We start from the raw sequence: 13,604 nt of genomic DNA on the forward strand, positions 1-13,604 counted from the left end.
CCTTCTTTCCTCGATAGAGATTTTTGTGCCAGTACCGTGAGGGGTTTTCGCTTTTCGGGTGGCCTACGGGATGAACGACTCATTCCGAGCGATATACCTGAAAGGAACTGCTTCTCATGGGCACACGCTTCGCGCTCACCGCCATCGCCGCTTCCCTGCCACTGTGGTCGCACATCGCCATCGCTGCCGAGGTGGCACAGGTGGCACCGGCACCGTCCGCACAGACGGCCACCCGCAGCTACGCGATTCCCGCCGGGCCGCTGCAACCTGCGCTGACGCGTTTCGGCATGGAAGCCGGCGTCATGGTTTCGTACAACGCCAGCGATCTTGCCGGACGCCAGACAGATGGCCTGCAAGGTCGCCACGGCGCATCCGAAGGATTGGCCATGCTGCTGCGCGGCACGGGGCTCCAGGCGGTGTCCGTGCCGAATGGCTTTGCGGTGCGCGCGCGCTCCACCTCGGCAGGCGATGCAGCCATCATGCTGCCCGAGGTCACGGTAGCCGCGGGCCGACCGGATGCCGAGGCATTGCCTGCGCCGTATGCTGGCGGACAGGTCGCGCGCGGCGCACGCCTCGGCCTGCTCGGCAATACGGACATGATGGATTCGCCGTACAGCAGCGCGGCGTACACGTCCAAGACGATCGAGGACCAGCAGGCCAAGACCATCGGCGATGTGCTCGCCAATGATCCGACCGTGCGCTTCACCACCTCGTCGGGTCACCTGTACGAGAACTACACGGTGCGCGGCTTCGATATCTCGTCAAGCGACCTCGCATGGAATGGCATGTACGGTCTGGCGCCCTATGGTCACTCGCCCACCGAGTTCATCGAGCGCGTGGAACTGCTGCGCGGACCCACTGCCCTGCTGACCGGCATGTCGCCCAGCGGCGCAGTGGGCGGTGTGATCAACATCGTGCCGAAGCGCGCCACCGTCGACCCCATCAACCGCTTCACCGCGAACTACATCTCCGAAGGCAACGTGGGCGGTGCGGTGGACCTGGGTCGCCGCTTCGGCCCCGACAACGCATTCGGCGTGCGCTTCAATGGCGCTTATGACGATGGACGTACCGGCGTGGACGGACAATCGAAGCGGCGCGCGCTGGGCGCCATCGCACTCGACTATGCAGGAGAGCGCGTGCGCGCATCGCTCGACGCCTACGCGAACGAAGAAGAGGTGCGAAACGGCAGCGCGTGGATGGCATCGTTCACAGGAAAAATTCCTGACGCACCCAAGGCCGGCACCAACATCCTGCCGGGCGCATGGGGCAAGCTGCGCAACCGCGCGTTCGTGGCGCGCGGCGAAGTGGATATCACGCAGGACTGGACCGCCTATGCCGGTCTGGGTTCGCTGCACTACGAGTACAGCGGCTTCATCAACGGCACGCGCGCCAACAACGTGCAGCCCAATGGCAACTACACGGGCTACACGTATAACCAGAAGGGCTTCACCGATACGTTCTCGGCGGAGACCGGCGTGCGCGGCAATGTGCGCACCGGCCCGGTCACGCACAAGCTCGTGCTCGGCTATACCTATCTCGGGCTGCGTACCGGCACGATCAACGTGACGAGCCCCGCGTTCATCTCGAACATCTACAACCCGATCACGCCGCCCCTGGCCGCATCGCCCACCAATGCGCCGAAGACCAGCGACACCACGCTGACCAGCCTGGCCATTGCCGACACGCTCGGCTTTATCGACGATCGCGTACAACTGACGCTCGGCGTTCGGCATCAGCGCGTACAGGCCAAGACCTTCAGCACTGCCGGTGCGCAGACCGCCGACTACGATGAAAGCGCGCTGACGCCGAGCCTCGGCCTTGTGGTCAAGCCGTTCAGCCCGCAGTGGTCGCTCTATGGCAACTACGTGGAAGGGTTGAGCCAGGGCGATACCGTGACCGATGTCACCGCGGTCAACTATCGCCAGACCTTCGCGCCGTACAAGACCAAGCAGATGGAAGCCGGCGTGAAATGGGATAGCGGTCGTCTGACGCAGACGTTGAGCGTCTTTCAAATCAAGCGCCCGAGTCTCATCAAGGACACCGCCACCAACACCTACAATCCCGACGGCGAACGCCGCCATCGTGGCGTGGAGTGGAACGTCTTCGGCGAAGTCATGCGCGGCACGCGCGTGCTCGGCGGCGTGGCGTACACGCGTGCCGTGCTCACGCAGACGGCCGGCGGCACTTACGATGGCAACACCGCCTATGGCTCGCCTACGTGGTCGGGGAACCTCGGCCTCGAATGGGATTTGCCATGGCACCCCGCGCTGACCCTGACGGGTCGCGTCACCTATACCGGATCGCAATACGTGAACTCTGCCAACACACAGAAGATCGATAGCTGGACGCGCTATGACGTGGGCGCGCGTTATGTCACCAACATCCAGGGCAAGCGCGTGGGCTTCTACGCCAGCGTGGAGAACCTGCTGAACAAGAGCTATTGGGCCGGATCGTTCAACGACGGCTACGTCACGCAGAACGCACCGCGCACGTTCAAGCTCTCGACCACGGTGGACTTCTGATGCGACGCGTCTCACTGCTTCTCGCGGCAACGCTCTGCGTGGCGCCGGCCTTCGCTTCATCTGCGCCACTCTCAACCGCGCTGACCATTGGTGCACCCGCTACGGCAACGTGGACGCCCGGTTCGCCGATCACATTCACGATGACGCTGGCGCAAGGCGATGTCGTGCAAGGCGCGCTCGATGGCCCTGCTGCATCGCTGACACTGGCCGATGCGCAAGGTCGCGCAGTGCGCCAACTGCTCGGCGCAAACACGCTGTACCGCGAATTTTTGTTTGTCGCGCCGGCGAGTGGCCAGTATCGCTTCGTGGTCGATGCGGACCACGCCGATACGCTGGGCGCGGTCGGTGGCAGGCCGATGCCCGGTGCCATCTACACACTGCGCGTGAAAAGCGTGGTGCCGGTTGCAGCCCAGCTCGCGCCATCCGATGCGCCCGAGAGTCCGGCCATTCGTGCACTCGCGCAGACGTTGGCGGCGGGTGGCAACACGGCATCGTTCTGGCGCGATATCAGCGCGCGCGGCACGCCGCTCGTCGAGCCGCTTCCGAACAAGGACGAGGTGTTGCTGACGTTCCTGTGGCGCGGTGCGCAACGCAACGTGCGGCTGCTCGGCAGTCCGTCCGGCGATCACGATGCGCTCACACGGCTCGGCAACAGCGATGTCTGGTATCACACGTATCGCGTACCGGCCAGCACGCGCATGAGCTATCAGCTTGCGCCCGACGTGCCCGACGTCGGAGACACCCCGCAGCAGCGTCGACGCGCCATCGTGGCAACGATGCAGCGCGATCCGCTCAATCCGCGCGTGTTCCCCGAGTCAGCGCCCGACGCCTTCGCGCAGAAGTCCATCGTCGAACTGCCCGACGCGCCGCCGCAACCGTGGATCACCCCGCGCCCTGGCGTGGCAACGGGCACGCTCACGCCGTTCACGATCGAGAGCCGCATCCTCGATCAGTCGCGCGATGTGTATCTGTATCGTCCCGCCGGTGTAAAGCCTACGGCGTTGGTGGTGGTGTTCGATGCGCATGCGTACATGTCGCTCGTGCCGACCCAGACGATCCTCGACAACCTGATCGCCGAAGGCCGCATCCCGCCCGCTGCCGCGCTGATCGTTGCCAACCCCACCGCCAACGCGCGCGGCACGCAGTTGCCACCCAATCCGAAGTTCAGCGACTTCCTCGCCAACGAACTGATGCCCTGGGCCGAACGCCAGGGCCTGCCCGTGCGCGCGGACCGCACCGTCGTGGCCGGATCGAGCTACGGCGGCCTCGCCGCTGCGTATGCGGGCATGACGCACCCGGAACGCTTCGGCCTCGTACTGAGTCAGTCCGGCTCGTTCTGGTGGGGCCCCGGTGGCGCACCGGATCAACCGCCGATGGAGGGCGGCTGGATGATGCGCGAATTCGCCAAACGCCCCCGCCTGCCGCTGCGCTTCTACATGGAAGCCGGCCGCTTCGAAGAAGGCCGCGGCCTCGTCAACATCACCACGACCACCCGCAGCCTGCGCGACGTGCTGCGCGCAAAAGGCTACCCGGTCACGCACGCCGAATTCGCCAGCGGCCACGACTATCTGCAATGGCGCGGGACACTGGCGTGTGGATTGATGGCGTTGCTGGGCGACACGAATCGGATGGATAGCGTGCGACAGAAGGCTTGTCCGGTGCTGACGTCGGATGATACGAAGTAGGTTTATGGTTTGGGTTTGGGTTTAGGTTTTGCTCCCCTCTCCCGCGTGCGGGAGAGGGGAGCAAAACCAGCGTGGCGCAATGCCATCCCTAGTAATTCAACGAAATATCCTTCCCTGCCCCACATCCAATTGACCCGCAAATACGAATGATTTACGTTTGCGTTCGTCGATGATTCCAATGCTTGACTACTCCGCCCTCCTTCGACAGTCCACCCCTGTTCCGAAGTCCAGCTGGAGTATTTTCCGTGCAGCAAAACATCCTCGCGTCATCGATCCATGCCCTCGTGTCCGGTGCGGCACGAACGGGTACGGCCTTGACCATGTCCGCACTGCCCTTCGTGGCGCACGCGCAGGCCACACCACCGGGCAATGCCCGCCCCGCGCCTGCCATCGCCGATCTGCCGCGTGTCACAGTCGTCGGCACGCATCCCGCGAATACCAACGAAGCCACCACCGGCATCGCCCGTCTGCCTGAAACGGTCAAGGAAACGCCGAAGACGGTCTTGGTCATTCCGAAGGAAATCCTGGAGCAGCAGCAGATCACGACGCTGGAACAGGCGCTCAGGAATGTGCCCGGCATCACCATCTCTGCTGGCGAGGGCAATGGCGGGCAGAGCGGCGACCAGTTCCGCATCCGGGGACTGTCGGCAAAGGGCGATATCTACGTTGACGGCCTGCGCGACTTTGGCGCCTACAAGCGCGACAGCTTCAACACCGATAGCGTGGAAGTCATCAAGGGGCCGGCTGGCGAGAGCTTTGGCGTGGGCAGCGTCGGCGGCCTCATCAACCAGACCACGAAAAAAGCCAACAAATCCGCCAGCACCGCCATCGACCAGAGCGTGGGTTCGGGCCAGACCTATCGCACGACCGTGGACAGCAACATCCCACTGTCGGATACCTCGGCCGTGCGCATCAACGGTATGTTCCAGAACGGCAGCGTGCCGGACCGCGACCATGTGGATGACGATCGGCGCGGCTTTGCGATCGATTTCGGTACGGGACTCGGCACCGCTACCGTGTGGCATTTCAACTACTCATATCTGTACCGCGACGGCCAGCCCGATTTCGGCCAACCGCTGGCGCAAGGTGCCGATCGCATCTATCGTCCGCTCTCGGAATACGGCGTGCCCGGCATCACGCCCTCCACCTCGTACGTGCGCAACACCGACCGCGACAAGAGCGATGCGCACATCGTGACTTCCGGGTTCCAGACGGTGCTCGGTGGTGTCACGCTCAACAACGACACGCGCTACAGCTTCTACCAGCGCGATTTCTCTGGCACCAACCCGGCGGGCGTGCCGTATGCCACGCTGCAACGGCTGCTGGCCGGCAACAACGCGGCGCTGCGCTATGGCGCGCGCGGCGGCATGACGTATCTGCAGCGCGGATGGGGACTGCAGAACGTGACCACGGCGCGCGGCGAGTTCCACACCGGCAGCCTGCGCCATCGCGCGATGGGCGGACTCGACGTGAGCTACCAGCGCGATCGGCGCGACCGGGGCAATTGGACCGGTCGCCTCAACAACCAGACTATCGTCAATCCGGCCTTCGATGCCAGCGTCAATCCCTCTGTGAGCTACACCGGTGGCAGGCGCGATGCCAATGCCCTCGATGTCGGCGTGTTCGCCAGCGACCGCGTCTGGTTCAACGAACAGATCTCGCTGCTGGGCGCCCTGCGCTGGGATTACTTCCGCAGCGAATACGGCACGACCGAGGCATCGGGCATCGGCGGCGTGGCCGATTCGCGCAAGCTGAGTCCGGCGATCAGCGCGATCTGGGAGCCGACCCAGGACGCCATGTTCTACGCGTCGTTCTCACGCACCTATCGCCCGGTGGGCACCGACATCGCAACGGCCGTGGGCGGCGTGCAGACCGAGGTGCCCAAGGACGGAGTCTCCAACGAGCCGGAGCGTTCGGACACGGTCGAGGTAGGCGCCAAGCTCGACTTCCTCGACAAACGCCTCGGTGTCACCGGCGCGCTGTTCCAGATCCGCAAGGCCAATGCCTACACGACCGATCCGGTGACTGGCATGGTGATCAATGGCTTTGGCGAAAGCGGCGAGGGCCGCCGCATCCGGGGCGTGGAACTGGGTGCCAATGGATCGCTGACCCCCAACTGGACGGTCAGCCTGGCCTACGCGTACCTCGATGGCGAAGTGACCAGCGCGCCAAACGCGGCGTTCGTCGGCAAGGTTGCGCCGGGCGTGCCGCATCACAACGTCACGTTCTGGACGGCGTACACGATTCCGCAGACCATCGTGCCGCTACCGGGACAACTGTCGGTGGGTGGCGGCGTGCAGTACGCGTCCGGCTATTGGGCCAACCAGGCCAACACGGCACGCATGCCGGACAACCTCACGCTGGACGCGATGATCGCCTACCGGCAGGGCCGCTTCCGCGCCTCGTTCAACGTGTACAACCTCACGAACCGCCTGAACTATCAATCGTCGTTCAGCGCTTCGCGCGCGGTGCCTGCATCGGGCCGCACCTATCTGCTCAATGTAGGCATCACCTTCTGACGCACCTTGCAGCAAACTCGCGCCGCTTGAATTCGGGCGTTCCGGTTACGTTGCCTGCAGAGGCAACGTGAACGTGACCGTGGTACGCCCTTCGCTGGACGCGGCGCGAATCGATCCGCCATGCAGTTCGACGATCGACCTGCAGATGGCCAGCCCGATCCCCATGCCCTCGCCCTTGGTACTGACAAACGGCTGAAAGATTCGCGCCAGTTGATCGGGCGCGATACCGCCGCCGTTGTCGATGACCTCGACCCGCAGCATGGCCGGTTCCACCCGCCGCGCCCGGAGTTCTACCAGCGGCAGCTCGGCGCAGTCTTCCTTGCGAGCTTCGATGGCATTGAGCACCAGGTTCAGCAATACCTGCTGGATCTGCACGCTGTCGCCATGTAAGGGAGGCAATGTCTCATCGACATCGATGCGCAGCGCGATGCCACCATCTTTGAGGCGGCCTTCCAGCAGCGGCATGACATCGCGAACGGCCTGCGCCAGCGTGAACGCCTGCGGCTTGTTCGGTTCGCTGCGCATCATCGCGCGCAGGCTATGGATGACTTGTTCCGCACGCTCCGACTGCTCCTGGATGCGGCGCACGCCCTCCGCCACTTCCTGGACGACTTGTTGGGTCACGGGGTCTGCCACGCCGGGGCACCGCTTCATCCAGTGCTGGATGGCATAGGCCTCAAGCCGGATCGCGGTCAATGGCTGGCGAATTTCATGCGCAATTGACGCGGCCAATGTTCCCAGCGTGGCCACGCGCGCCAGATGCACCATCTGCTCCTGCATGCCCTGCACAACCGCGCTCGCCGTGCGCAGCGCATCGCTGTCCGCGCACCGGCAGTCGCCCGCCGCGCGCCGCAGCGTTGGCGCGACGGCCTCGTTGCAAGGGGGTTCGATCGGCGCAATGGCCTCGGGGTGATTCATCCACAGTCCAGTCGGTATTCCCGATGGAATCTACGCGACCATGGCACGCACGCCTTGTCGATTTGTGACGCGGATTGTCAATTCCTGCTGGATTCGAGGGGAAACTCAGGTCGTGCGGCGCCGCCACTGCCCCGGCGTCATACCCATCGCGCGAGAGAATGCACGCGTGAAATGGCTCTGGTCGGCAAAGCCGCAGCCGATGGCCACCTCGGCCAAGGACATCGCCGGGTCACACAACAACGCGCAGGCGCGTTCAATGCGCTGCGCCAACAGCCACTGGTAAGGCGTGTGTCCCGTGGTATCACGGAACGCCCTGGTGAAATGGCTGCGCGACATGTGGCACGCATCGGCCACCTCGGCAACGGACACATCGCCATCGAGCCGCGCCACGAGCATCTCTTTCGCACGCGATACGCTGCGTGGCGACAGCAACCGATTGGTCTTGGGCGATGCCACGGCATCACCGCCATACTGGCAGACGAGATGTGCACCAATCGCCATGGACAACTGATCCACGAACAGGCGGCAGGATTGTTGCGGATGCTGGAGCGCCGGGGCCATCGCGTGCGCCAGATGTCCCAGTACCGCGTCCTGTTGACCGGCGGTGGTGCGCAGGCTGCGCAACCGCGTACGCCCCATTTCGGTGCTGGTACGCTCGATCAGGCCACGCGGCAACTCCATCAGGATGAAATCGAAACTGGACTGGAAATCCGCCTTGTAGTCCTCGGCCAGATCGCGGATGTAGATGGCACCCGCATCGAAATCGTACGTACCAACCCGGTGACCCTGCATGATGCGGCGCCGATGGCCCGCATGCATCGACACGCCTACGACAAAGCCACGCTCGGCCGCCGGCATCGCGAACTGCCCCGATGACTGGGCAGAAGTCTTGCGAAAGAACTGGATGTCACTGCCCGACAGCGCGTGATCGGCCTGCAGCAATCCAGCGGCGCAACCGAATGCGTCGAACTGGGCAGGCTTCGAAATGGAGAGGCTGGGGGCGGCCGACATGGTTTCGTCCGTAAAACTTCACGAGCATGTCGCCTGCCAGGTGGAACGGGGGCGTGGCGGGGCGGCATGTCGGCGCAGGATAGCACGGTGTGGGCATTCCGACAGGCGGTTGTCGGGCTGCTTTTATCGTTGGCTCGTGAGTTGCTTCGTATTCCTTGTGAACCGTTCCAACAATACCTCCACCTCTTCCTGCAATCCCTGGAAGCGCTCGGGATTGCGTGGCACGTATCCGCCCGCTTCGATATCCCATCGGTACTCTTGCGCCATCATTCTGCTCATGACATCGGCGATCTGCATCATGTCCTTGACTGCCACCGCCCGCCTGTCGTCAGGCGGCAGCACCAGATTGCCAAGCACCCCGTACAGCTCTGTAAAGGCCAAGGCTCGCATCGTCTGGCTGCGCGTTTGCCACTCCTCCTCGGACAGCTTGCCCTCGGTCATCGCGGCTGCATCCGAGACCACGTCCTTGAGTGCCGCCTGAAACTGCGTGACCGCCTGCTCGAACTGTCGCGTCACGGCCAAGCTGTCGCGCTGCTCCTGCGTACCGGGCGGCGACAGCATGGCCACGGCTACCACCACGATGGCCGCACACACGGTCAGCGGGACAAAGCGCGACCAGACATCGGTGCGCGTTTTCGTTTGCGCTCTCGTCCACGCCGGCTGTGGTGCGATGCTGTCGGGCAGGCATGCCGCCAGCAACAGGCCGCCGATCAGGCCGCCCACGTGCGCGGCGTTGTCGATGTTTTCTGCGCCGAAGCCACGGATAAGCGAATAGCAAATCATGAAACCCGAATCGCCAATCAATGACTGACGGATCTCACGGGGCAGATGCGCATGGTTGCGCAAGGCAATGACAAGCAATGCCCCACCCACCCCGAATACCGCACCGGATGCGCCCACGGCCACGGCGGCCTGTGCGCTGAAATGCAGACTGGCGGCGCTGCCCAGCAGGCCCGCACCGAAATAAACCAGCAGGAAATTGCGCGGGCCGAGAAACCACTCGACCTTTCGGCCGAGCATGTAGAGCACCACCATGTTCATCGCAACGTGCACGATGCCGCCATGCAGGAACGTGGCCGTCAACATTCGCCACCATTGGCCATCGTGTGCGAGCACTGCAACGTTGCCGCCCCAATCGACCAGCATCGAGACAGGGGTACTGTCGAACAATGGGGCGCCGAACAAGACCATGAGCAGCCAGACGCCGATATTCGCCGCGATCAGCGAGTAGACCGCCCAGGGACGCGGCATCGTGTTCATACGGGCAAGGAATGCCTTTTCGGCTTGAACTTCCTTCGCGACCCCGCTATTTGCCAGGACGCGCAGATGGGTAACCAGCGTTTCGACCTGCTGCCTGTCTGCCTTGCTCAATCCGCCAAGAAGCACCCCGAGGCGGCGACGAAGCCAACTCGTCGGTTCGACCGGCTCGACCACCAGCATCGCTATACCGTACCGTTTGCGTATCGCAATGCTGCCAATCGATTGCCATGGAAGGTGACATTGCGAGCGCGGAAATGCCGTCGAACCGATGCCAGTGGCATCGATGGTCAACAGCGGCTTGCGCAATGGCCGATAGCGGCCCCAGGTCAGCTCAATCAGGACGATCACTCCGATCATCACCGACGCGACCCAGAGCAAAGAAGCGTCGGCGCCGCGCAGAACTCGCACCCATATCAGTGCTGCCAGCCCCCCGAAACCGAGCCACAACAGCAACCGCACAATCAGCGGCGACCCATACCATTTGACGTAGAAAGCGCCTCTACGGCGCGCAGGCGCCGGTCTCTTGCTCCCGACTTGCGATAGCGTCATCGTTCTTCCCGAAATCGTTAGATGTTCGCGTCATCTCTTCGACCTGCCAGCGATAGACAGGCCACGGCGCGCGTGGCGCAAACGATAGTGGGGGGAGAACGATCGATGCAAGCCGCCTCGTCAATGAGGCGGCAGGATCAGAGCCGTGCCGGCGCGCGTAGCGCCAGATTTAGTTGATCTACCATTTCGGCCCAGTCCGCATCCTCGACGAACTCGTCGCGCAGCAGCGATGCCTGGGCGGGGGTCCAGAACGGGGCTTCCCACAATTCCTTGTCTTGCGAGAGCGGCGAGTGCTGGGCAATAAAGGCGCGAATGTCGGCCTCCTCGGAAGGCAGGCCAAGCTGTGCGAACAGGTCGGAGAACTGGTGAAAGGGGGTGTCCATCGGCAACTCCGGTGAGAACGTTGATATCAGAGTAGTGCAAGGCCGCCCGGTCTGCCGGGCGCGCGTGCCTGATAAGGCGCCGGAAATTCGTTCTGGTTCCCGACGCATCTCTCTCAGCGTTCGATCACCGGCGCATGCACCGGAGCGATCGACTCATGCGGCGTCTGCGTACGTTGCGCGGCCTTGTGCACCATCGTGTAGGCGTAGTCGATGCCCATGCCGTAGGCGCCTGAGTGTTGTTCGCTCAGGAAGCGGGCGATCAGGTCTGCTGGAAGATCTGGATGGAGCGTTGTGGGGGAGGAGGGGTGTAGGTGTAGGAGGTGCGGCGTGGATTGGAAAAAGTGATCAAGTAACCATTCCATAGACCGCCAACTCACTTTAACGGTCGTAAAACTCATCGGCTTGGCGACATTCGACAGTCCCCGAGGTGCCGACAACCCGCCAGTCCAAAGCATCGTCACTATGAATGAAGACATGATCCGGCGCCTTCTCGCAAACGAGCACACCGAAGTAGCCCGCCTCACCAAAGAATGCCACTGTCAGGCTATAAAATGTAGTCCGGGGATCAATCCCATCGATGCGCATCTCTAGAAATTTCAAACCATGGGATTGTGGATCGATAATATGCAATCCACCAACTATTTGCCCATCATCCTCAATCCTGCGGCAGATAACAAAAAGAGTCCTCCCTTGCGTGAAGAGAATACTGACAAGTCTCCCGGACATCTCTGCAAGAACAACCTCGCTACGCTCACAAGAAACGAAAGCCAATGCATCATAATCCGATACTAGTGGCATAACGGAAATTGAAGCCAGATTATCCAAGAGTGTCGTGCTTTTTTTGGCGAGTGCCGCAATCAAAATTCGACCGTGCCCCGTCGCGTGCTCGTTACCTACCCAAGCTTCAAATTGAAGCTTGCCAGCCTGCCCAACTCCATCAAGATATCGATGAATAATTTCAGCATCGGCATGCGCAGACCCAGCTAGCGATATTTCCTCCCAACGGTCCCCATCGAGACTGCACCGTATCAATGCTGGCCGCCCGAGTGAGACTTCCTCGTCCGAATCATCCGCTTCAGCGTCACTGCTTCGATAAGTCATGCCAGCGAGAATGAGAGAAGTGCCTTCGCGCCAAACAGACCAAATGAGATACGGAATCGCGTCTTGATTTAGTAACTCGACACGTTGACCCCGGTGGTAGTAGAGGTGGAACCCTGATCTACTGGTGACACCAAGCTGCGGATGCTCGCCTCCCAAAGCATTGGCACCAATAACGATACCGTCATCACGCTCTTCGATGAGCCAAGTCCCTGGATAGAATAGCCCACCTTTCCTATAAACCGGCAAACTGGACTCGTCGACGACCGAGTATTCCTTCGACAATTTATCAAAATGATACCAAAGCCGATTTTGATTCACCCAGGTATGCCTCCAGGGCGTCGGCGATAAACTTAGCAGCGCGTTTGGAAAAGTTCCAAAATCGATAGCCTTGACTTGGAAGTCAGGCATCAGCACCGCAACCTTTCTTCCGAAGTGAACTAGGGGTCTTTCCAACACATCAAGAATTACCGCATTTATATCCACAATGATTACCTTTTTAACCAGTTTGTCACTGAATTTCATCCGGACTTCACCGACTTGTAGACCATTGTGGCACCCTTGCTGCCTCCGTAGTATCCCACCGCCCCACCAACCAATCCTCCCACTGCCCCGCCCACGGCGACGCCAATCGGACCACCAACAGTACCAATGTATGCACCACCAGCTGCAAATGGTGGTGCAGCCAGACCCGCCCATCCGCCGGCAACTCAAGGACAAGAACCTGGACGTGATCGGCGTGACCGAAGACCTGATCCGCATTTCCGTGGGCGCGGGCTTCAGGCTCCTCGAACGAGGTGGGTATGGTGTGTAGAGAGCTTAGGACCAGGATTTGCAGCAGAATCGGACCGGGCTGAGGGAGGGCCTTTTACACCCCGCCAACGCCGCTAAAGAGCGTATCCCATCCGGTTTGCAGGGCTGGCCATGTCCCATGACAGTCCCACAACTGTCCCATTACTGTTACCTTTAAATCCCCTTTCAGTGTCCCTCAGGCTTGGACTGTTCTGCTGATGTTTAGAACAAGTTCTGTTTCTGTTTAGTTTTTGTTTAGTTGCCCTCGTCATGCTGCCACCCAAACCGATTCACCTGCTGTCGGACGACGAACTGGAAGCCCTCTTCGCCGAGATGTTCAATGACGACGGCGCGGCCGCCCGCTAGCATCTCGCCCGGGGCAACCCGATCTATGTCTCGACGCCCGACACGCCCAAGGGCACCGTCGAGAAGCGCTTCCCGGACGGGCACCCGGCAGTTCGTGCGCTTCGACCTCGATGGCGAGCATGCCGTCAGCGACATTATGAAGCCCGACGCATAGCACCCCAGAAACGACAACGCCCGCACAAGGCGGGCGTTGTTCGTAGGGTAAACCCAACACCTATCGCAATTCTTTTACCTTTAGGTTGTACATCAACCAAGCTGCGTCGCGCCCTCGCTCCTTATCCCCTGCATCGAACGCTGCAAACATCTCACTCAGCTTCTCGTCAATCAACGCAGCGCGGTCAATATCACGTGTCAACTGTGGGCGAATCTCCCCCCACAGTGTCTTCAAATCGGCCATGTTGCTTTCATAGGTAACGTAACCCCATTTCGGATACCCATCTGGGGCTAACGTTGCTCCCGAGAGAGCAGCGGCAAAGTCCGCTAATTTCTCGCTCAATGACA

General features: G+C 61.7%; 10 protein-coding genes and 1 pseudogene. 4 read left to right on the plus strand and 7 right to left on the minus strand.

The window, feature by feature from the left end:
* The first annotated feature begins 116 nt into the window (after positions 1-116).
* The 3 genes from GA566_RS23955 to GA566_RS23965 all read left to right on the plus strand — a co-directional run bounded on the left by GA566_RS23955 (position 117) and on the right by GA566_RS23965 (position 6,726).
* A complete protein-coding gene (locus tag GA566_RS23955) occupies positions 117-2,522 on the plus strand; it encodes a TonB-dependent receptor (protein WP_160474220.1) in 2,406 nt (801 codons plus the stop codon).
* On the plus strand, positions 2,522-4,207 hold the full coding sequence (fes, locus tag GA566_RS23960) for an enterochelin esterase (RefSeq protein ID WP_137926462.1): 1,686 nt from the start codon (positions 2,522-2,524) through the stop codon (positions 4,205-4,207). The genes GA566_RS23955 and fes overlap by 1 nt, the downstream gene beginning before the upstream one ends.
* A 245-nt stretch (positions 4,208-4,452) precedes the next feature.
* Complete coding sequence (locus GA566_RS23965) at positions 4,453-6,726, plus strand: TonB-dependent receptor (protein WP_370459347.1); 2,274 nt, start codon at positions 4,453-4,455, stop codon at positions 6,724-6,726.
* 45 nt (positions 6,727-6,771) lie between these two features.
* Here the strand turns inward: GA566_RS23965 and GA566_RS23970 are convergent, their stop codons facing one another.
* The 6 genes and pseudogenes from GA566_RS23970 to GA566_RS23995 form a co-directional block, all read right to left on the minus strand.
* Positions 6,772-7,644 carry a sensor histidine kinase gene (locus tag GA566_RS23970; RefSeq protein WP_160474221.1) on the minus strand — a complete coding sequence of 291 codons (873 nt, stop codon included), beginning with the start codon at positions 7,642-7,644 and terminating at the stop codon, positions 6,772-6,774.
* A gap of 105 nt (positions 7,645-7,749) precedes the next feature.
* Positions 7,750-8,655 carry an AraC family transcriptional regulator gene (locus GA566_RS23975; protein ID WP_160474222.1) on the minus strand — a complete coding sequence of 302 codons (906 nt, stop codon included), beginning with the start codon at positions 8,653-8,655 and terminating at the stop codon, positions 7,750-7,752.
* A 123-nt stretch (positions 8,656-8,778) separates the two neighbouring features.
* Positions 8,779-10,263 carry a rhomboid family intramembrane serine protease gene (locus GA566_RS23980; RefSeq protein WP_160474223.1) on the minus strand — a complete coding sequence of 495 codons (1,485 nt, stop codon included), beginning with the start codon at positions 10,261-10,263 and terminating at the stop codon, positions 8,779-8,781.
* A 338-nt stretch (positions 10,264-10,601) separates the two neighbouring features.
* Positions 10,602-10,847: a DUF2789 domain-containing protein gene (locus GA566_RS23985; protein ID WP_137926465.1), complete on the minus strand. Its 246-nt coding sequence runs from the start codon at positions 10,845-10,847 to the stop codon at positions 10,602-10,604.
* 113 nt (positions 10,848-10,960) lie between these two features.
* A pseudogene (locus tag GA566_RS23990) lies at positions 10,961-11,095 on the minus strand (hydrolase); the annotation flags it as partial.
* A gap of 130 nt (positions 11,096-11,225) precedes the next feature.
* Positions 11,226-12,470, minus strand: coding sequence for a hypothetical protein (locus GA566_RS23995; RefSeq protein ID WP_160474224.1), 1,245 nt, complete (start codon positions 12,468-12,470; stop codon positions 11,226-11,228).
* Positions 12,471-12,600: 130 nt separating this feature from the next.
* On the opposite strand from GA566_RS23995, the gene GA566_RS24000 reads away from it, so the two are divergent.
* Positions 12,601-12,759: a hypothetical protein gene (locus GA566_RS24000; RefSeq protein WP_160474225.1), complete on the plus strand. Its 159-nt coding sequence runs from the start codon at positions 12,601-12,603 to the stop codon at positions 12,757-12,759.
* Positions 12,760-13,317: 558 nt separating this feature from the next.
* On the opposite strand, the gene GA566_RS24005 is transcribed toward GA566_RS24000, so the two are convergent.
* Positions 13,318-13,500: a hypothetical protein gene (locus tag GA566_RS24005; protein WP_160474737.1), complete on the minus strand. Its 183-nt coding sequence runs from the start codon at positions 13,498-13,500 to the stop codon at positions 13,318-13,320.
* Positions 13,501-13,604 lie beyond the last annotated feature (104 nt).

The organism is Cupriavidus sp. SW-Y-13 (assembly GCF_009793345.1).
Taxonomy (GTDB): Bacteria; Pseudomonadota; Gammaproteobacteria; order Burkholderiales; family Burkholderiaceae; genus Cupriavidus.